We start from the raw sequence: 20,228 nt of genomic DNA on the forward strand, positions 1-20,228 counted from the left end.
CGCATGATGTCGACGCCCGGCCTCCTGTCCGCATTCCGCCGCACCGCGCTCGTCCTTGCGCTGGTGACCGGCACGATGCCGGCTTTTGCCCAGGAATCGGCCAACCAGTCGGCCACCCGGATCGCCAGCAATCAAGCTGGCGGCGAGGTGGTGCTTATTCCGAGCCGGGTTATCTATCCCGGCGAGACCATCAACCTGGCTGCCCTGAAACAGGTCACCCTTATCGTCGGCAAGCACAAGCCGGAGGCGGTCGCCACACGGGCCGAAGAACTGGATGGCAAGGTCGCCAAGCGCACCTTGCTGCCCGGCCGCTACATTCCCTCCGCCGCCATCCGCGAGGCCTGGCTGGTCGAACAGGGTGCCTCCGTGCAGATCTTCTTCATCGCCGGCGGCCTGACGATCTCGGCGACCGCCGTGACGCTGCAACCAGGAGCCGCGGGCGACCTCGTCAAGGTTCGCAACATCGACAGCGGCAAAATCCTGTCCGGCACGGTGATGGCGGATGGAACCATCCAGGTCAGCGCTTCATGATGCGCGGGCTTACCTTGATCCTGGCAGCCGTGCTTGGCCTGCAGCCGGCGCTGGCCGACGGCCTGACGCCGAAGGCCAAGCGCGAGCTCGCCGCCAAGAATGGCGGCGTCTACAACGATCCCGAATATGATCCGGCCACCACCAGCCGCATGTTCCGGGTTTCGACCGGGCCGAGTTCGCTGCCGCCGGGCCAGGTCGCCTCGCGTATCAAGGACATCGCCCAGCTGCAGAGTTCGCGCGACAATCAACTCGTCGGCTACGGCCTGGTCATCGGCCTTGCCGGATCGGGCGACAGCCTGCGCAACTCGCCATTCACCGAACAGTCGATCCGCGCGATGCTCGAAAACCTCGGCATCGCCACCGAAGGCGGCAGCGCGCGCGCCAAGAATGTCGCCGCCGTCATCGTCACCGCCAACATGCCGCCCTACGTGCAGTCGGGCGCCCGCATCGACATCGACGTCTCCTCGATGGGCGACGCGACCTCGCTTTCCGGCGGCACGCTGATCATGACGCCGCTGAAGGCGGCGGACGGCGAAATCTATGCCGTCGGCCAGGGCTCGGTCATCGTGTCCGGCTTTACCGCGCAAGGACAGGCCGAGCAGCTGACGCAAGGCGTGCCAACCGCCGGCCGCGTGCCCAACGGCGCCATCGTCGAGCGTGCCGTCCAAGCCGAATTCGACGATCAGGCGATCCTGACGCTGCAGCTGCGCAATCCTGATTTCTCGACCGCTATCCGCATCGCGGACGCCATCAACGACTACACCGGCCAGCGCTTCGGCATGCGGGTGGCGGCCGAGCGCGATTCGCGCACCGTCCAGATCAGAAGGCCGAAGGGTGTCTCGGCGGCGCGCTTCTATGCCGAAATCGAGAATTTGGTGGTCGAATCCGACACGCCGGCCCGTGTCGTGATCGACGAGCGCACCGGCACCATCGTCATCGGCAATGATGTCAAGATCTCACGGGTCGCCATCAGCCACGGCACGCTCACCGTGCGCATCACCGAAGCGCCGCGCGTCGTCCAGCCCGAGCCCTTCTCCAAGGGCGAGACCGCGATCGAACCGTTCACCGCCATCCACGCCAGCCGGCCCGACGCCCGCGTTGCCGTGCTTGACGGGCCCGATCTCCAGACCCTCGTTTCCGGCCTCAACCGCCTCGGCGTCAAGCCGGACGGCATCATCGCCATTCTGCAGGGCATCAAGTCGGCCGGGGCCCTGCAGGCCGACCTGGTTCTGCAATAGGCGATGCCGATGAAGCGCTCCTTCCCACGCCACGACAGACGCCGCAAAGCCGCGATCCTGCTTGCGACCGCTTTTCTCGCGGCTCTGCCCTTTGCCGGCGGCACCGCGCGCGGCGAGGAGACGGTCCGCCAGGTCCTGCCGGGAGCACAGGTGGCGGCGGCGCCGCAGCAATTGACACGGGAAAAGGCGCCGGACCAAAGCGAGATCGAGCGCTTCTGCTCAAACATCGCCGATGCCGCCCGCGACCGCCGCTATGTCCTGCAGGCGCAGGAACTGAAGCAGCTCCAGGCTGGCATTGACGAGCGCATGAAAGCTCTTGATGCAAAGAAAGCTGAATACGAGACCTGGCTGAAGCGGCGCGAGGTTTTCCTGGCCCGGGCCGAGGACGGCGTCGTCCAGATCTACGCCGGTATGAAACCCGACGCCGCCGCCGAGCGGCTGGCCATCGTCAACGCCGACCTGGCTGCGGCTATATTGATGAAGCTCGATTCACGCAAGGCGAGCGTCATCCTCAACGAAATGGACCAGAAGGCGGCGGCGACGCTCACCGGCATTATGGCCAGCGCAGCCCGAAGGGTAGATCCGTCATGATCCGGAAGATGCTTGTCCTGTGCGCGGTTACTACCATGCTGTCCGGTTGCGGAACCAACCTCAAGGAGGTCGGCAGAGAGCCGGCCCTGTCCCCGGTCGGCTCCGGCATCGATGGCGGCAGCACCGGCTCGCTCTATCGATATCCGCAAACGCCGCCAGCGCCGGTCAAGAAATTCTCGTTGTGGGACGACCGCCAGAGCCGGCTGTTCACCGACCCGCGGGCGCTGTCCCAGGGCGACATCCTGACGGTCAAGATCAAGATCAACGATCGCGCCAACTTCAAGAACCAGAACGACAGGAGCCGCACCGCCAATCGCAAGCTCGGTTATGACCTCAGCGCGCAGTGGGACAAGTGGAGCACCGCCGGCAAGGGCGCCGGGGCGCTCACCTCCACCACCGACACGACGGCTGACGGCGAGATCAAGCGCTCGGAAACGCTTGAACTCAATGTCGCGGCGATCGTCACCGATGTGCTGCCCAACGGCAATCTGATGATCACCGGATCGCAGGAAGTGCGCGTCAATGCCGAGCTCAGGGTGCTGACGCTCGCCGGCATCGTGCGGCCGGCCGATATCGGCGCCGAAAACACCATCCCCTACGAACGCATCGCCGAGGCCCGCATCTCCTACGGCGGACGCGGTCGCATCACCGAGGTCCAGCAGCCTGCCTACGGCCAGCAGATCCTCGACCAGGTTCTTCCGTTCTAGGATCGGGGCAGGTCGCCGTGGCAAATATTGAACAGGTTCAGCCGCACAAGGGTCCCTCCCCTGTCATTCAGGCCGGCATGCTGCTGCTTGTGACGGCGGCCGCCATTGGCGTGGGTTGGATGTCCGGCGGTTATCTCAAGGGCGTCGGCGCACCGGCGTCGGTACCGGTCGCGCCTGAGAACGAAGGTAAGATCATGCAGCCCGCCGCAGCCGAGCAACCAGGCCTGGGCCCGATGCTTGTCGTGCTGGCGCCGATCACCACCAACATCGCCTCGCCTGCCGGCACCTGGATCAGGATGGAGGTGTCCGTCGTCTATGACGCGCCGCAGCCACAGGCAATGTCGGATGACATCCACCAAGATCTCCTGGCCCTGGTGCGCACGTTGAAGATGCATCAGATCGAGGGAGCCAGCGGCTACCAGCACCTGAAGGCCGACCTCGAAGAACGCGCCGCGATCCGCAGCCAGGGTCACGCCAAACAGGTACTCATCAGGACATTGCTGCTCGAATGAGAAAGTTCCTTCTCGCCACCGCCATGATCGCCGCCGCCACCTCCATCGCGGCGGCTCAGCAGCTCGATCTCGGCGGCATCGGCAAGGCTGACGGCACCACCGTCGGCTACATCATCCAGATGTTCGGCCTGCTGACTGTTCTGTCGGTCGCGCCGGGCCTGCTGATCATGGTGACCAGCTTCACCCGCTTCGTCATCGCCTTCTCGATCCTGCGCGCCGGCATCGGCCTGCAGTCGACACCGGCAAACCTCATCCTGATTTCGCTGTCACTGTTCATGACCTTCTATGTCATGGCGCCGACCTTCGATCAGGCCTGGAACACCGGCGTCAAGCCGCTGATGGACAACCACATCACCCAGACCGAAGCCTTCGACAAGATTTCCGATCCGTTCCGCACCTTCATGCTGCACAATGTGCGTGACAAGGATTTCGACCTCTTCGCCGATCTCGCCCGCGAGCGCGGCCAGACCGTTTCGCGCGACACCGTCGACCTGCGCATCCTGGTGCCCGCCTTCATGATCTCGGAGATCCGGCGCGGCTTCGAAATCGGCTTCCTGATCGTGCTGCCATTCCTGGTCATCGACCTGATCGTCGCCACCATCACGATGGCGATGGGCATGATGATGCTGCCGCCCACGGTGGTGTCGCTGCCGTTCAAGATCCTGTTCTTCGTCCTGATCGACGGCTGGAACCTGCTTGTCGGCAGCCTGGTGCGCTCCTTCAACTGACTCTGCCGCGCCGGCTCGAAATTCCAGCAATATATTTTCGATTAACCGTCCGGTTTAGCCCTTTGGTAGGGACTTGCCCGCATATTCGCTCGCAGATGGCGGGTGATCGATTTCAGAGATCATTGGCATGATGCCGCACCGTCATACCGGGAGGCCCGGTATGTCAAAAAAACACCTGTAAAAACCAAGGTACGAGTACCATGTCCAGCATCATGACGAACTCCGCCGCGTTGACGGCTCTGCAGAGCCTTAACGCCACCAGCAAATCCCTCCAGGACACCCAGGCCCGCATCTCGACCGGTTATCGCGTCTCGCAGGCCTCAGACAACGCCGCTTACTGGTCGATCGCCACCACGATGCGCTCCGACAACCAGGCAATGTCCACCGTTTCGGACGCTCTCGGCCTCGGCGCCTCGAAAGTCGACACCGCCTATACCGGCATGAACAGCGCGATCTCCACCATCAACCAGATCAAGGCAAAGCTGCTGGCTTCCTACGGCCAGACGGACGCCTCGAAGGAAAAGACCCAGACCGAAATCACCGCTCTTCAGGCGCAGATGAAGTCCTACGCCGACGGCGCCACCTTCTCCGGCACCAACATGCTGTCCGTAGACAGCGGCTCAACAGCCACGACGGCTGCCGATGTGAAGATCCTTTCGGCCTTCAACCGTGACGCGGCCGGCGCATCTTCGATCTCGACCATCGACGTCAAGGTGGAAAGCATCAAGCTCTATGAAGCTGGTACCACCTCGGGCCTCGCGAAGGGCATCCTTGACACGTACCGCCTCGGCAGCGACGGCAGTGTGGCCGCAGCGGTCTCCGGCACGCAGACAGCTCTAGGGGCGGCTGCACTGGCCACCGACACCTATTCGGCCGCCTCGCTTTCCATCTTCTCGGGTGGCACCGCTGCCAGCGATTCGCAGATCAAGCAGATGCTGACCGTCATCGACTCCGCGCTCGCCGATATGACCAACTCGGCCACCACGCTCGGCGCCGCCAAGAGCAGTATCGACCTGCAGAAGACCTTCACCTCGGACCTGATGGACTCCATCGACCGCGGCGTCGGCCAGCTCGTCGATGCCGACATGAACAAGGAATCGACCCGTCTGCAGGCCCTGCAGGTCCAGCAGCAGCTCGGCGTGCAGGCGCTGTCGATCGCCAACGGTTCCTCGCAGTCGATCCTGTCGCTCTTCCGCGGCTGATCGCCTCCGCCCAACCACGGTTCGCACTAGAAATTAGGGCCGCGCCAAAAGCGCGGCCCTATTTGCGTTTGCTCCAGCCCCGCACAATCCTCGATCCTTAACTCTCAAAAGCCAGCTTTTAACAGGCTGTTAACCATGCCGCGCTAGTTATGGTTAACCAATAGCTTACGACAGTTGGCGAATCGGTCCGACCGGCACGATGCCAATCGTTGAACAGGCCCATCCGGCATGTCTGAGCATGTCGGCTTTTGAGAAGGAGCGACTTTCTTGGCGAGCATCATGACCAACGCCTCGGCGTTAACCGCACTTCAAAGCCTCAGCGCCACCAACAAGTCGCTCGAACAGACACAGGCCCGCATATCGACCGGCTATCGGGTCTCGCAGGCTTCGGACAACGCCGCCTATTGGTCGATCGCCACCACCATGCGCTCGGACAATTCGGCCCTGTCGACGGTGCAGGATGCACTCGGCCTCGGCGCCTCGAAAGTCGATGCCGCCTACACCGGCATCACCAACGTGCTGACGACGATCGGCCAGATCAAGACCAAGGTGTTGTCCATGGTCGGCCAGACGGATGCCGCCAAGGCGAAGACCCAGACCGAGATCAAGGCGCTTCAAACGCAGATGAAGTCCTTTGCCGATGCGGCCACCTTCTCCGGCTCGAATTTCCTCGCGGTGACCTCCAAGCAGGTCACGTCCGCCAATGATGGCGTCCAGCCCGACTCGCAGATCGTGTCCTCATTCAATCGCTCTTCATCCGGCGCTGTCTCGATCGGAACGATCAACATCAATGTCGAGGGCACCAAGCTTTTCGACTACGGCCTTGCCGCCGAGGTCAAGAACCAGGGCGTCCTCGATCGCCAGACCTCCATCTATTCCACGGGCGCCGCCCAGACCCTGTATGACAACGCCTATGCTGGCGTGATCGCGGGCGGAGGAACGGATATCGCCGCGAACACTGCCGGCCAGACGGCGGCGGGAGCGGTCACCAAGGTCGACAATATTTCCGCCTACAACCTCGACATCACGGCCCCAGGGGTGACCGACGGCATCATCACCCAGATGGTCACCATGATGGACAAGGTCATGGCCCAGTTGACTGATTCCGCCACCATCATCGGTTCGGCCAAGAGCTCGATCGACCTGCAGAAGACCTTCACACAGAGCCTGATGGACTCCATCGACCGCGGCGTCGGCCAGCTCGTCGACGCCGACATGAACAAGGAATCGACCCGCCTCCAGGCCCTGCAGGTGCAGCAGCAGCTCGGCATCCAGGCACTGTCGATCGCCAACAGCTCCTCGCAGTCGATCCTGTCGCTGTTCAAGAACTAATCGCGGGCGCCACCGGCGCCTCCTTTTCGCACTCCGATTGACGGGCCGCGCCGCAAGCGCGGCCCGATTTCATTTTCGCACAAGCTTCGAAGACTAGAGTTCCGGCGGACAATCATGCTGGGAGTCGTTGAACCGTGCCGGAACAGATCCAGAGCATCATCTCGAATCTCCGCGGGTTTGGCGTGAAGCGCCTCGCCATGCTGGCGGGCATCGCCGTTCTGGTGATGGGCGTCATCGGCATCGCCTCGGTCTATCTCAACCGCCCCGCCTACGACACGCTCTATGTCGGGCTCGACCGCGCCGACGTGAACCAGATCGGCCTGGTGCTCGGCGAAGCCGGTATCGGCTTCGATGTCGGCGCCGACGGAACCTCGGTTCTGGTGCCGGCCGGCACCACCGCCCAGGCGCGCATGCTGCTCGCCGAAAAGGGCCTGCCGACCAGCGCCAATGCCGGCTACGAACTGTTCGACAATGTCGGCTCGCTCGGCCTCACCTCGTTCATGCAGCAGATCACCCGCGTACGCGCGCTGGAAGGCGAGATCGCCCGCACCATCCAGTCGATATCGGGCATCAAGGCGGCGCGCGTCCACATCGTCATGTCCGAACGCGCCAATTTCCGCCGCGACGAGCAGCAGCCCTCGGCCTCCGTGGTCATCCGCTACGCCGGCATCGACGCCGAGAAGAGCGCCATGTCGATCCGCCATCTCGTCGCCGCCGCCGTCCCCGGCCTGTCGGCCGACAAGGTGACGGTGCTCGATTCCAGCGGCAATCTGCTGGCTGCGGGCGACGACCCTTCAAACACCAGCGCCGCCCGCACGCTCGGCGTCGAGCAGACCGTCGAGGCGCAGATCGGAGACAACATCCGCCGTGCGCTGACGGCCTATCTCGGCCCCGACAATTTCCGCGCCAGCGTCAAGGCCGAGGTCAACACCGACACCCGCCAGACGGAAGAGACCATCTTCGATCCGAATTCCCGCGTCGAGCGCTCGGTGCAGTCGGTGCGCGCCAACGAGAACAACAACCAGAAGCAGGCTTCCACTCCGGCCAGCGTCGAGCAGAACCTGCCCGAGACCCAGGCAACCGCCACCGATGGTCCGCAATCCTCCTCGCAGAACGACCGCAGGGAAGAGATCACCAACTACGAGATCAATTCCAAGAAGATCGCCACCGTCTCCAACGGCTACACCGTCACCAAGATGTCGATTGCCGTGGTCGTCAACCAGCAGCGGCTGACGACCATCCTCGGCAAGGACGCCACACCGGAGCAGATCGCCAAGCGCGTCGCCGAGATCCAGAAGATGGTCACATCCGCCACCGGCCTGGATGAAAAGCGCGGCGACATCATCGACGTCTCGGCGGTCGAGTTCATCGATGGCCTGGACGGCGAGGCGATCCCGCAGGCGGGAATGCTCGATTCGATCGGCCAGCATGCCGGCACGATGATCAATGCAGGTGCCTTCATCGTCGTGGTGTTCCTGGTGGCCTTCTTCGGCCTGAGGCCGATGGCCGCGGCGCTGACGGCAAAGGCTGCTCCAGCCCTGGCAGGTCCCAGCTTCGACGACGTCCAGCGCTCGCTGCCGACGCCGGAGGCAATGGCGGCCACCGACAATGCCGCGGTTGGCGCCTTGCCAGGCACACGCCCAGGCCCCACTCCGCTCGACGATCTTCGCCAGAAGATCCGGCCGGCGCCGCAGGACCGGCTTGCCAGGATGGTCGACCTCAACGAGGAGCGCACCGCGCAGATCCTGCGCAAATGGGCTTCCCAGGAAGTGGCGGTGTAAACCATGCCTTCCGTAGCCCTCTTCGACCTTCTGCCTGATTTCGGCACGCGCGCGCAGCGTGCCGGCCAGCCCCGGGCAGCAGTCGATCCCGAACACAAGCCCGAGACGCCGGCGCCGCAAGCCGATATCGGCACGCTGATCGCCGAGGCGGTTGCCCAGGCGGAGGCAGCGCTTGAGGGCCGCCTGGCGGCTGCGCATGACGCCGCGCTCGAAGCCGAACGCCAGGCCAGTGCTGAGGAAGCAAGGATATTTCTCGAAAGCCTTGGCGACGATGTCGGCAAGGCGGTCTCGTTGCACATCGATGCGATGGAGGCGCGCGTGACCGGACTTGTCGCCGGCACGGTCGCCCGCATCATCGGCGGCATCGTCAGCGACGATCTGCAGAAACGTTCGATCGATGCGTTGGCAGACGCCGTCCGCGAAGCGGTTGGCGACGCCGAGGCTGTGCGCATCGTCGTGCGCGGCCCGCTCTCGATGTTCGAAACACTGAAGGCATCGCTCGGACCCCGCGCCGCCAATCTCGATTTTGTCGAGGCGCCAGGCTTCGACCTGACCGTGGCTATCGACGAGGCGGTGTTCGAAACGCGCATGGCCGAATGGTCGACGACCCTCTCGGAGGTCCTGGCATGAGCGTCGCCAACGCCGATCAGGGCCGCCACGAGATCATCATCGTGCGGCGCAGTCATGACGACCATGACGAGGCCCACCATGGCGGCGTCTGGAAGATCGCCTTCGCCGACTTCATGACGGCCATGATGTGCTTCTTCCTGGTCATGTGGCTGATCAACGCCGCCAACGAGCAGACCAAGGCAGCCGTGGCCAGCTACTTCAACCCGGTCAAGCTGGTCGACCGCAATTCGAGCCGCAAGGGCCTGGAGGATCTCGGCGACGGCCCGCGCGCCATGGGACTGACGGCCGACGATCCGCAAGAGGCGACCAGCAAAGCCGGACAGAACGGCAATGCCGGCGCGGGCGCGTCGGAGCGCAAGCAGGACAAGCAGGAGCCACAGCAGGCGGAACACTCCGACGACCATCTCTTCGCCGACCCCTACGCGGTGCTTTCGGAAATCGCCACAGATACCGGCGTCATGCAGAATGTCAGCCAGAAAGGCGATGGCGGCGTGCAGGCTGCCGGCCCGGCTACCGGCGCCTCCGGTGGCGCCTCCTACCGCGATCCTTTCGAGCCGGATTTCTGGTCGCAGCAGGTCGCCGCGCCCGGCGCCGAGGCCAGCGCCCAGCGCACCAAGATCGAGGGCGATCCGGCCAAGCCCGGCGACAAGACCGCCGAAACGCAGGTGCTCAAAGTCAAAGCCGTGCCGCCTGTCGCGGCACCGCTCGAGCCACTGGCAAAGGACGCGACCAGTAAACAGGCCGCGAACCCTGCCACGGCATTGGCCGGCGAGACGAAACCGGACGGCACCAAGGCCGCGGTAGCGAAGGCTGAGCCTGAGGCGCAAAAGGCCGTCCAGCCCGACATCGGGGAGAAGGCGCCAACCGCTGCTGCCGTGAAGGCAGCGGCCGACGTCAAGCGGCAGTTGGCCGATGCTTTCAAGCCTGGCGACAAGCTGCACGACGGCGTCTCGGTCGAAGCCACCGACAAGGGCGTCGTCATCTCGATCACCGATCAGCTCGACTTCGGCATGTTCGAGGTCGGCTCGGCGTTGCCGAGACGCGAACTGGTGCTGGCGATGGAGAAGATCGGCCGCATCGTCAACAGCCAGAAGGGCACCATCAGCATCAACGGCCACACCGATGCCCGGCCGTTCCGCAGCGACAGCTACGACAATTGGCGGCTGTCGACGGCGCGCGCGCATTCCGCGTACTACATGCTCGTGCGCGGCGGCGTCGACGAACGCCGCATCACCGAGGTCGCCGGTTTCGCGGACCGCCAGCCGAAAATAGCAGCCGATCCATTGGCGGCCGCGAACCGCCGCATCGAGATCCTGATGGCGACCGGCGGATGAAGCGAGCGGCCGTCACCCGCCGGTTGATTGGCCTGTTGCTGCTGGCCGGCGGACACCCGTCCACTGGTTTCGCCCAGGGGGCCCTGCAGCCGTATCAGCTGGTGCGCTCGCTGCAACTCATCCAGGACCGCATAGCCGCCGGCGATCATGCCGCCCTGCCGATGCAGGCCAAGCTGCTCGAGATGACGGATGCGCGCCTGCGCGCGGCGAATGCCGAGGACTACAAGGATCCCAAGAATTTTCGGGCCCTGCTTGTCTACGGCATGAGCGGCGGCAACCCGGTGACCGTCGAAGCAGCCACGTCGCGCGCTACGGCGGACCCGCAAAGCCTTGCCATCGCCAAAGGCGTGATTGAGTACCTCAACGGCCGGCCCGGCAAGGCTATCGAAGCCTTGAGGCCGATCGATCCCATGGCGCTGCCTCCGGATCTCGGCGCCTTCCTCGCTTTGGTCAAAGGCTCGCTGCTTGCCGGCGATCAACCGGCGACCGCACTCGGTCTGCTCGACGAGGCAAGATTGCTCAGCCCCGGCACGCTGGTCGAGGAGGCGGCACTTCGCCGTTCGGTCGGCCTTGCAGTCGCGCAAGGCGACGCGGCACGTTTCGCCCTTGCTTCCACCCAGTATGTCGAGCGCTACCTCTATTCGCCCTATGCCAGCCAGTTCGCGGACTCCTTTGTCTCCGGCGTCATCGCGCTGCACATGTCGATCAGCCAGGACAAGCTGGGCGACATCACCTCGATGATGGATCCCGAGCGCGAGAAGGTGATCTATCTGCGCATCGCCCGCCGTGCCGCGATAGACGGCCTGAACGACCTTTCGGCCTTCGCTTCGGCGCGGGCCGAGCAGGGCCGTGACGGCAACACCAATCAGGACGATCCACGCGCCCTGCTCTATGCCAGCCTTTCCACCGTCACCTCTGGCACAATCGAGGACATTCGTGCCAAGCTCGGCAAGATCGATCGCAGCCGGCTGTCGGAGGGCGACCGCGCCTTGCTCGACGCCGCTCAGGCCATTGCCGGCGAGGTCGTCGCGCCGCCCACCGCCCTTCCGGCGGAAAAGCCTGCCCCTGTCGCGGCCGAGCAACCTCCGGCTCCCGAGATCGCCACGCCGCAAAACGCCGATGACAGTGGCTTGCCACCGGTCGAAGGCGCCATCTCGGAGCAACCCGCCGCCACCGCGGCCTCCGGCGGATCGGCCGCCAATGCGCCGGACACGGCGGCAGTTGCAGCCACCTCCGCCGAGCCTGCGACCGTCGTGCCGGCGTCGGCACCTTCGCCCGCCGCCGGTCCAGAGCCCGCCGATCCGACCGACGCCGCCATGACCAGAACACGTCGACAGCTCGACCTGATCGACCAGATGCTTGGAGCCGCCCCCAAATGACCACCAGCCTCGGCTCGGCCTTGCCAGGATTTGCCTCCACGCGCGCGACGTCGGAGCAGCCGGCCGCGAACGGCAGAAACGATGACGCCGGCTTCGGCAAAATGCTGCGCGACGATGCCCGCCCGGAACGGCAGGCGTCGACAGAGGCGGGATCGCGCGACCGGCGCTGGAGCAAGCTCGCTGCCGGCCTCGCCGGGCATGGCGCCAAGGTCGAACCGGCATCGGCCGAGCCCGGAAGGACCACCTCGGCCAAAGGCGCAAGCGTGAAAACCGGCAAGGACGATTTGGAAGCAAAGGCGCACAAGGCCGACGCCGAACAGACGGCGTCGGATACCGCGCCGCTTCAGGACGACCTGCCGCTGCTGATCGCGTTTCATGACCTGCGGCATTTCTCGACAGCGGCCAAGGCAGCGGGGGGCAATGCGGCCACCGGCGAGATTCCGTCGGACCCGGCGCTCGGCGGACAGGCTGCACTGCCAAAGACCTACCGCTCAAAATCGTCGGGCGGACGCGAAGCACTCGAAACCGTGTCGAAGGCGGAGCAGGCGTCGACCGTCGACGGACCTTTGACGGCGCTTGACGGTCAGTCGCCGAGCGCTGCCTCCAGCGCGCCAAAACGCGACGTCACAGCGGCGGCCCAGAAGCTGTCGGACGCGCCGGCTGCCGATGTGCCCGGCGTGCCGTCGAAGCCCACCACGAATGCGATGAGGAGCATCGAGGATGTGCGGTCCTCGATGCGTCCCGAAGCGGGAAAACAGTCCCTGTCCGCCGCGCGCATCGACGTGGTGTCGGAACGGAGCTTCCCCGCGCCGCCGCAGGGTCCCATCAGCCAGGCGGCCCTCAATGTGATCAACGCCATAGCCGCCGACGCCGGGCCGCAAAAGGCGCTTTCAGCCTCACCCACGACCACCCATCTGGCCAGCTCTGTTGCCGTTCCGACACATGTGTTGAAGATCGAACTTCACCCTGCCGAACTCGGCATGGTGACGGCCAATCTTCGCCTCTCCGGGGAACAACTTTCGATTGAGCTGAAGCCTGAAACACACGATGCCTATCGTCGGCTGTCCGCCGACAGCGAGGCCATCGTCAAGTCGCTGCGACGGCTCGGCTTCGAGGTTGACAAGGTCACGATACTGCAACCTTCGGTAGCAGTTCCCGCTGCAACCCGGACGGATGCAACCGCTCCGTTGGCGGCGGCAACAGGCCGCGATCCAGCACCCTTTCAACCGGGGAATTCGGGCGGCGGCAATGGTGGAGCCGGCGGCCAGCAACCGGGTCAGCAATCCTCAGGGAACCGCAACGATGACGCGCAGGACTACGGCCGCGGCACTTCGCCTTCTCGCGAGCGCGCTGGCGGCGATATCTTTATCTAGCGCGGTAACAGCTGCCGCAGCCACGACCAACCCTTGCGAGCCGGAAATCCTGCGCGCCGCCGACCGCTATGGCGTTCCCCCCGGCATCCTTTATGCCGTTGGCCTGACGGAGACCGGCAACAAGGGCAGCCTTCAACCCAACGCTTTGAATATAGAGGGAAAAGCAGTCTTTCCCAGGAGCCGGACCGAGGCCCTTGCCGCCTTCGCCAATGCCCGGCGCGAGGGCAAGACCCTGATCGATCTGGGCTGCATGCAGATCAACCACCACTACCACGCATCGCATTTTCGCAGCGTCGAGGACATGCTCGACCCACGTCAGAACGTCGACTATGCGGCGCGCTTCCTGGCCAGCCTTCATGCCCGTCACGAGACCTGGTCGATGGCCGTGGCCCGCTATCATGCCGGCCCCGACAATGACCCGGCGCAGAAGATCTATGTCTGCCGTGTCATTGCCAACATGGTCGCCACCGGCTTTGGAAAATGGACCGCGAACGCCCGCGGATTCTGCAACCCATAAGCGCATTTCCCATTACTAATAGACCTGCCACACAACCCCGAATTGTTGTTCTGGCCTGGCCAAGACTTGGCGCCGAATGCGTATCTGGCTGCACGCTAATGCAACCGATACGATTCCAGACTCCCAAGAAACTAGCTATAAGAAATGACGGTTGTTCAGGATTCTCGCCAGCGGATAGGCCTCTCTTCACGGGGCAAATGATTTGATTCGGAAGGCGGGGCCGATGATTGTGATCGTTGACGAGCGCGAGCTCGTAACAGAGGGATACAATTCACTTTTCGATCGTGAGGGCATCGCCTGTGCAGGCTTTGCATCCGGCGAATTCGGTGAGTGGGTGAATTCGGCCGCCGACACCGATCTGCGCTCGGTCAGGGCCTTCCTCATCGGCGATTGCCGCGAAGGTTCCATCTCTCCGCGCCAGATCCGCGACCGCACCGGCGCCCCGGTGATTGCGCTGAGCGAACAGCATTCGCTGGAGAACACGCTGCGGTTGTTCGAGAGCGGCGTCGATGACGTCATTCGCAAGCCCGTCCATATCCGTGAGATCCTGGCCCGCATCACCGCGATCCGCCGCCGCGCCCAGGAAGACGTCGCCTACACCGAGATCGGCGCCATGCGCATCTTCATGGACGGCCGCGACCCCGAGATCGACGGTCAGCCCCTCCCCCTGCCGCGCCGCGAGCGCCGCATCCTCGAATATCTGGCGAGCAATCGCGGGCGCCGGGTCACCAAGACCCAGGTCTTCAACGCCATCTACGGCATCTTCGACGAAGAGGTCGAGGAGAACGTGGTGGAGAGCCACATCAGCAAACTGCGCAAGAAGCTGCGCGAGAAGCTGGGCACCGACCCGATCGATTCCAAGCGTTTCCTCGGCTACCGGCTCGTCTTCTGATGCAGCGCCGCGCCAGCCTCGCGCAAGAAAACATGCGTAGCCTCGCAGCCAGCAGCATGGACACAGCGGAGACGTTTCGATGAGCCTCTATGGAATGATGCGGACCGGCGTTTCCGGCATGAACGCGCAGGCAAACCGCCTGTCGACTGTCGCCGACAACATCGCCAATTCAGATACCACGGGTTACAAGCGGTCCTCCGCCGAATTTTCGACGCTGGTCATGCCGTCGACCGGCGGCGCCTACAATTCCGGCGGCGTCACCACGACGATCCGTCAGGCGGTCAGCGATCCGGGCGTGCTTCAGTACACGACCTCGGTTTCCGACCTTGCCGTCAGCGGCGATGGCTTCTTTGTCGTTCAGGATCCGAGCGGTACCCCCTATCTGACCCGAGCCGGCGCTTTCGTTCCCGACGGTCAGGGCAGGCTTGTCAACTCGGCCGGCTTCCAGCTGATGGCCTACAGTTACGAGAACGGCGTACCGGCAGCGACGGTCAACGGCTTCGAGGGATTGGTCCCGGTTGTCATCTCCGACCAGGGCATGACCGCAACGCCGAGCACCGAGGGCAGCTTTGCCGGCAACCTGCCGGCGGGTGCGACCCCGGTCGCGACCGCCAATCTGCCCGCCGCCAACGCTGCGACCGCGCAATACACGTCGAAATCCTCCATGGTCGCCTACGACAATCTCGGCAACAAGAAGCTGCTCGACGTCTATTTCACCAACACCGGCGCCGGCACCTGGCAGGTGGCGGTCTTCGATCAGTCGAAGGCCACCGCTGGAACATCGTTCCCCTACACCGCCGGCGGCTTGCTGGGCTCGGCCAACCTGACCTTCGACACCACCACCGGCAAGCTCACCGGCACGCCCACCAACGTTTCATTTACTGTGCCGAACGGCGCCACCCTCAATCTCGATCTGTCGGCGCTGACCCAGCTTGGCACCGGCTTCACGGTTTCCGACGCCCAGGTCAACGGCAACGCACCGAGCACCATCGACAAGGTCCAGATCAGCAAGGACGGCACCATCTACGCCCAGTACAAGGACGGCTCGACCAAGCCGCTCTACAAGATCCCGCTGGCCGACGTACAGAGCCCGGACCAGCTCAAGGCGCTGCCTGGCAACGTCTATTCGCAGGGCACCGAGTCCGGCGCGGTTCGTGTCGGCTTTGCCAATGAAGGCAAGCTCGGCTCCATCATCTCCGGCGCGCTCGAGAATTCCAACGTCGATATCGCCGAAGAACTGACCAACATGATCGCGGCACAGCGCAGCTACACCGCCAATTCGAAAGTCTTCCAGACCGGTTCCGATCTGATGGACGTCCTTGTCAACCTGAAGAGATAAGACGGGCGTCGCCCGCGAAAGACCCGCATGTCACTGTCTACCGCATTGAGTATCGCCCAGTCGGCGCTTATGAACACCGCGCGACAGACCAGCGTTGTCTCGCGCAATGTCGCCGACGCCTCCAACCCGGACTATTCGCGGCGCCAGGCCGTCGTCACCAGCACGGCGCCGGGTGCGCGCTCGGTCGATATCCAGCGCGCAGCCAACGAGCTTCTGTTTCGCCAGAATCTCGCCGCGCTATCGGCCTGGAGCGGCCAGAACGCTCTCTACAACGGCATGGATCAGTTGGGTGTTGCGGTCAATGGCGTCGACAATGCGTCCTCGCCCTCGACTGCGATCGCCAACCTGCAGCAGGCGCTGCAGCTCTACGCCACCTCGCCGTCGAATCAGAACCTCGGCGCCTCCGTCATCGACGCCGCCAAACAGGTCGTGCGCTCGCTCAATGAGGGCTCCAAGGCAGTCCAGGATTTCCGCACCCAGACCGACGGTCAGATTGCCACCGCCGTCGACGACCTGAACTCGCTGCTCGGCCAATTCCAGGATGCCAACACGGCCGTCATGTCCGGAACCCGTTCCGGCACCGACGTTTCCGATGCGCTCGACCAGCGCGATGCGCTTTTGAAGAAGATTTCGAACTACGTCCCGGTGTCGACCTTCACGCGAGGCGACAATGACATGGTCATCACCACCGGCGACGGCACGACCTTGTTCGAGACGATACCGCGCACGGTCACCTTCGCGGCGTCGGCAGGCTATACCGCGGGTGCCGCCGGCAATGCCGTCTACATCGACAATGTGCCGATCTCGGCGGGAGCCGGTGGCAACACCAGCGCCAGCGGCACGCTTGCCGGCCTGCTGCAATTGCGCGACGGCGTCGCCTCGACCATGCAGAGCCAGCTCGACGAGACCGCGCGTGGCCTGATCACAGCCTTTGCCGAGACCGCACCCTCGATGGCCAACGCCGCCGGCCTGTTCACCTGGTCTGGTGCGCCGGCCGTGCCGGCCGCCGGCACGCTGGTCAACGGCCTTGCCGCGTCCATCAGCGTCAATGCAGCGATGGACCCGGGCACCGGCGGCAACCCGATGCTGCTGCGCGACGGCGGTGCCAACGGTGCGGCCTACGTCGCCAACACGGGCGGTGGCGCATCCTATTCCACCCTTCTGGTTGCCTATGGCGACCGGCTCGACCAGCCGATGACTTTCGACCCCGCCGCCGGGGTTTCGGCAACGTCCAGCGTGTCCGACTACGCCGCCAGTTCGATCGGCTGGTTCGAGGGCGTGCGCCAGCAGGCTTCGACCGCCTCCGACGCCAAGGAAGCACTGGCGTCGCGCAGCGCCGAGGCGCTGTCCAACGCGACCGGGGTCAATGTCGACCAGGAAATGTCGCTGCTGCTCGACCTCGAACACACCTACCAGGCATCGGCCCGGATGATGAAAACCGTCGACGACATGATGACGGCCTTGCTCAACGCGGTGGGATAATTCCATGACTTCAGTCTCCTCGGCCGCAATCTCCAATGCCATGCGCTCCCAGCAGATGCGCATGCAGGCCGAACTCGTCAAAGCCACGAAAGAATCCTCGACGGGCAGGGTCGCCGACGTCGGCCTGGCTCTCGGCGGGCGCACCACCCAGGCCGTCACTTTCCAGCGCGATCTTGACCGGCTCAACGTCATCATCGATTCCAACGGCCTGGTCGGAGCCCGGCTCTCCTCGACGCAGACCTCGCTTGGTCAACTCTCGACCGCCGCTCAGACGTTCCTGTCCGCCCTGACCACCGCCTCCTCAAGCGACTCGTCCAACAGCCTCACCCAATCCTCCGGCAAGGCGACCATCCAGCAGCTGACCTCGATCCTCAACACCAGCGTCAATGGCGAATACCTGTTCGCCGGCACCAACACCGACGTCAAGCCAATCAACGACTTCACAGCTGCCGGCTCCCCCGCCAAGGCGGCATTCGACGCCGCTTTCGTCGCCAATTTCGGCTTCACCCAGGATGATCCGCTCGCGGCCGACATCACGGCTGCCCAGATGGACGATTTCATCACCAATGATGTCGCCCCGCAGTTCACGGGCGCTGGTTGGCAGGGCAACTGGTCGAACGCCACCGACCAGCAGATCGTCAGCCGCATCGCACTCAACGAAACCACACCGACGTCGACCAGCGCCAACAGCGCCGGCATCCAGAAGCTCGCAATGGCGGCAGCCATGGTCAGCAGCCTGATGTCCAGCAACATCAGCCAGGCGGCGAAGAATACGGTTGTCAGCCGCTCCACCACATTGGTTGGCGAAGCGCTGAGCGGCATTGGCCAGCTTCAATCCGAGACCGGCATCGTCCAGAAGCGGGTTTCCGATGCCAACGATCGGATGAAAACGCAGGTCGACCTTTTCGAACGGCACATTCTCGACCTGGAAGCCGTCGATCCGGCCGAAGCCGCGACACGGGTCGCGGACCTGACACAGCACATCGAAACGTCTTTCGCGTTGACCGCACGCCTGCAGCAGCTCAGCCTGTTGAATTACCTGACCTGACAACGCTTAACGGAACGGTAGAGCCCCAACGATGTACCAATTCTCTTACGCCGACATCCAGAGCAACTCCGTTGCCGACGCGAAGGACCGCGAGCGCGAGCTTCTGACCCGCTCGATCGACATGCTGGCGGCGGCAGCAGTGGCCGGCCACGGTTCGATGGAGGCGATAGAGGCGCTTCACTTCACCAACCGCGTCTGGACCGCCTTCGTCGAGGATCTTGGCTCCAGCGACAACGCCCTGCCAAAGGAACTGCGCGCCAACCTCATTTCCATCGGCCTGTGGCTGCTGCGCGAGGCGGAGGACATCCGTCAGGGCCGCACCAACAATTTCGAAGGGCTGATCGAGGTGTCCCAGATCATCAGGGACGGCATTCAATGACCAACACGCTGAAGATATCGCTGAAGCCGAACGAAAAGATCTACATCAACGGCGCCGTCATCCGGGTCGACCGCAAGGTCACCGTCGAATTGATGAACGACGTCCAGTTCCTGCTCGAAAACCACGTGATTCAGGCCGAAGATGCCTCGACACCGCTCAAGCAGCTTTATTTCATCCTGCAGGTCATGCTGATGAACCCGGCCGGCGCCGCCGCCGCACGCGAGATGTTCCGTCGTTCGCTGCCGCTGCTTCTGGCAAGCTTCGAGGACGGCCAGATCTGCAGCGCGCTGAAACAGATCGACCGCATGGTCGGCGAGGACCATATCTACGAAGCGCTGAAGGCGATCCGCGCACTTTATCCGCTCGAACGCCGCGCGCTGGGTGGCAATGACGATGTTTCGGGTGCCGAGCGCCCGTTGGCTGTGGGAGCACGATACTGATGAACGTGGACATGACGACGACGATTCCGACCGGGGCCAATCAGGCCACCGCGTCCACCTCGAAGACAGCAGTCGACTACCAGTCCTTCCTGAAGCTTCTGATCGCCGAGATGAAGAACCAGGATCCGACCAAGCCGATGGATTCGACGCAGTATGTCGCCCAGCTCGCCACCTTCTCGCAGGTCGAGCAATCGGTGCAGACCAACACCAAGCTCAATCAGATCATGCAGTCCTCGGCGCTGTCACAGGCCGACGCACTGATCGGGCGCTCGATAACCTCCGCCGACGGCCTGACGACGGGCACCGTGGCTTCGGTGCGCCTCGCCAGCAACGGTCTCATCGCCGTGCTGCAGAACGGCACCGAAGTCGCGGTCGGTCCGGGAGTTTCGGTCAAGGCGGCAAGCTGACGCTTTCGACAGAGAGCCAGTCCCATGAATGAGGCCGACGCTCTCGACATCGTCCAGTACGCGGTATGGACGGTGCTCGTCGCGTCCGCTCCGGTGGTGCTGGTCGCCATGGTGGTCGGCATCGGCATCGCCCTCATCCAGGCGCTGACCCAGGTGCAGGAAATCACCTTGACCTTCGTGCCGAAGATCGTCGCCATCATGCTGGTGGTGGCGCTGACCGGCCCCTTCATCGGCAGCCAGATATCGGCCTTCACCAACGTCATCTTCGAGCGCATCCAGAACGGGTTCTAACCTGTTTTGGGAAGGCGTGCCGCGGCATGCCGTTCGTAATTGTCCGAAGACAGACGCCGCCGATCCCCTTGGCGCCTCCGCACGCACGGCAGACA

General features: G+C 64.0%; 22 protein-coding genes. All 22 read left to right on the forward strand.

Annotated features, from left to right (window positions below; all coding sequences use genetic code 11):
- Positions 1 to 3 precede the first annotated feature (3 nt).
- The 22 genes from flgA (at position 4) to fliQ (ending at position 20,133) form a co-directional block, all read left to right on the forward strand.
- A complete protein-coding gene (flgA, locus tag P3C39_RS24215; RefSeq protein WP_063168917.1) occupies positions 4 to 531 on the forward strand; it encodes a flagellar basal body P-ring formation chaperone FlgA in 528 nt (175 codons plus the stop codon).
- Positions 528 to 1,769, forward strand: a complete 1,242-nt coding sequence (locus tag P3C39_RS24220) for a flagellar basal body P-ring protein FlgI (RefSeq protein ID WP_275954447.1) — start codon at positions 528 to 530, stop codon at positions 1,767 to 1,769. The genes flgA and P3C39_RS24220 overlap by 4 nt, the downstream gene beginning before the upstream one ends.
- Positions 1,770 to 1,772: 3 nt before the next feature.
- The gene (locus P3C39_RS24225) at positions 1,773 to 2,360 is read left to right on the forward strand and encodes a MotE family protein (RefSeq protein ID WP_063168918.1); all 588 of its coding nucleotides are present in this window, start codon (positions 1,773 to 1,775) and stop codon (positions 2,358 to 2,360) included.
- Complete coding sequence (gene flgH, locus P3C39_RS24230) at positions 2,357 to 3,067, forward strand: flagellar basal body L-ring protein FlgH (protein WP_063168919.1); 711 nt, start codon at positions 2,357 to 2,359, stop codon at positions 3,065 to 3,067. The genes P3C39_RS24225 and flgH overlap by 4 nt, the downstream gene beginning before the upstream one ends.
- A gap of 17 nt (positions 3,068 to 3,084) precedes the next feature.
- Entirely contained in the window at positions 3,085 to 3,579 is a 495-nt protein-coding gene (locus P3C39_RS24235; RefSeq protein WP_275954448.1) for a flagellar basal body-associated FliL family protein, read from the forward strand.
- Complete coding sequence (gene fliP / locus P3C39_RS24240; protein WP_275954449.1) at positions 3,576 to 4,307, forward strand: flagellar type III secretion system pore protein FliP; 732 nt, start codon at positions 3,576 to 3,578, stop codon at positions 4,305 to 4,307. Before P3C39_RS24235 ends, fliP begins: the two co-directional genes overlap by 4 nt.
- Positions 4,308 to 4,507: 200 nt before the next feature.
- Positions 4,508 to 5,509: a flagellin gene (locus P3C39_RS24245; RefSeq protein ID WP_013529788.1), complete on the forward strand. Its 1,002-nt coding sequence runs from the start codon at positions 4,508 to 4,510 to the stop codon at positions 5,507 to 5,509.
- 267 nt (positions 5,510 to 5,776) lie between these two features.
- On the forward strand, positions 5,777 to 6,841 hold the full coding sequence (locus P3C39_RS24250; protein ID WP_024502691.1) for a flagellin: 1,065 nt from the start codon (positions 5,777 to 5,779) through the stop codon (positions 6,839 to 6,841).
- Positions 6,842 to 6,975: 134 nt separating this feature from the next.
- On the forward strand, positions 6,976 to 8,622 hold the full coding sequence (gene fliF / locus P3C39_RS24255) for a flagellar basal-body MS-ring/collar protein FliF (RefSeq protein WP_013529786.1): 1,647 nt from the start codon (positions 6,976 to 6,978) through the stop codon (positions 8,620 to 8,622).
- A gap of 3 nt (positions 8,623 to 8,625) precedes the next feature.
- The gene (locus tag P3C39_RS24260; protein ID WP_013529785.1) at positions 8,626 to 9,252 is read left to right on the forward strand and encodes a hypothetical protein; all 627 of its coding nucleotides are present in this window, start codon (positions 8,626 to 8,628) and stop codon (positions 9,250 to 9,252) included.
- Positions 9,249 to 10,586, forward strand: a complete 1,338-nt coding sequence (locus tag P3C39_RS24265) for a MotB family protein (RefSeq protein ID WP_013529784.1) — start codon at positions 9,249 to 9,251, stop codon at positions 10,584 to 10,586. The genes P3C39_RS24260 and P3C39_RS24265 overlap by 4 nt, the downstream gene beginning before the upstream one ends.
- Positions 10,583 to 11,965, forward strand: a complete 1,383-nt coding sequence (locus tag P3C39_RS24270; RefSeq protein WP_275954450.1) for a chemotaxis protein MotC — start codon at positions 10,583 to 10,585, stop codon at positions 11,963 to 11,965. The genes P3C39_RS24265 and P3C39_RS24270 overlap by 4 nt, the downstream gene beginning before the upstream one ends.
- Positions 11,962 to 13,338, forward strand: coding sequence for a flagellar hook-length control protein FliK (locus P3C39_RS24275; protein ID WP_275954451.1), 1,377 nt, complete (start codon positions 11,962 to 11,964; stop codon positions 13,336 to 13,338). The genes P3C39_RS24270 and P3C39_RS24275 overlap by 4 nt, the downstream gene beginning before the upstream one ends.
- A complete protein-coding gene (locus tag P3C39_RS24280; RefSeq protein WP_275954452.1) occupies positions 13,268 to 13,855 on the forward strand; it encodes a transglycosylase SLT domain-containing protein in 588 nt (195 codons plus the stop codon). The genes P3C39_RS24275 and P3C39_RS24280 overlap by 71 nt, the downstream gene beginning before the upstream one ends.
- A 223-nt stretch (positions 13,856 to 14,078) precedes the next feature.
- Positions 14,079 to 14,747, forward strand: a complete 669-nt coding sequence (locus P3C39_RS24285; RefSeq protein ID WP_013529780.1) for a response regulator transcription factor — start codon at positions 14,079 to 14,081, stop codon at positions 14,745 to 14,747.
- 79 nt (positions 14,748 to 14,826) lie between these two features.
- A complete protein-coding gene (locus tag P3C39_RS24290) occupies positions 14,827 to 16,086 on the forward strand; it encodes a flagellar hook protein FlgE (protein ID WP_013529779.1) in 1,260 nt (419 codons plus the stop codon).
- Positions 16,087 to 16,113: 27 nt separating this feature from the next.
- Positions 16,114 to 17,568, forward strand: coding sequence for a flagellar hook-associated protein FlgK (gene flgK / locus P3C39_RS24295; protein WP_063173019.1), 1,455 nt, complete (start codon positions 16,114 to 16,116; stop codon positions 17,566 to 17,568).
- A gap of 4 nt (positions 17,569 to 17,572) precedes the next feature.
- Positions 17,573 to 18,616, forward strand: coding sequence for a flagellar hook-associated family protein (locus P3C39_RS24300; protein WP_013529777.1), 1,044 nt, complete (start codon positions 17,573 to 17,575; stop codon positions 18,614 to 18,616).
- Between the two features lie 31 nt (positions 18,617 to 18,647).
- A complete protein-coding gene (gene flaF / locus P3C39_RS24305; RefSeq protein ID WP_013529776.1) occupies positions 18,648 to 18,995 on the forward strand; it encodes a flagellar biosynthesis regulator FlaF in 348 nt (115 codons plus the stop codon).
- Positions 18,992 to 19,435: a flagellar biosynthesis repressor FlbT gene (gene flbT, locus P3C39_RS24310; RefSeq protein WP_013529775.1), complete on the forward strand. Its 444-nt coding sequence runs from the start codon at positions 18,992 to 18,994 to the stop codon at positions 19,433 to 19,435. Before flaF ends, flbT begins: the two co-directional genes overlap by 4 nt.
- Positions 19,435 to 19,842 (forward strand): flagellar hook assembly protein FlgD, encoded by a 408-nt coding sequence (gene flgD, locus P3C39_RS24315; protein WP_013529774.1) that lies wholly within the window; start codon positions 19,435 to 19,437, stop codon positions 19,840 to 19,842. The genes flbT and flgD overlap by 1 nt, the downstream gene beginning before the upstream one ends.
- Positions 19,843 to 19,866: 24 nt before the next feature.
- Positions 19,867 to 20,133: a flagellar biosynthesis protein FliQ gene (gene fliQ / locus P3C39_RS24320; RefSeq protein ID WP_013529773.1), complete on the forward strand. Its 267-nt coding sequence runs from the start codon at positions 19,867 to 19,869 to the stop codon at positions 20,131 to 20,133.
- Positions 20,134 to 20,228: the final 95 nt, after the last annotated feature.

The organism is Mesorhizobium sp. XAP4 (assembly GCF_029269325.1).
GTDB lineage: Bacteria > Pseudomonadota > Alphaproteobacteria > Rhizobiales > Rhizobiaceae > Mesorhizobium > Mesorhizobium ciceri.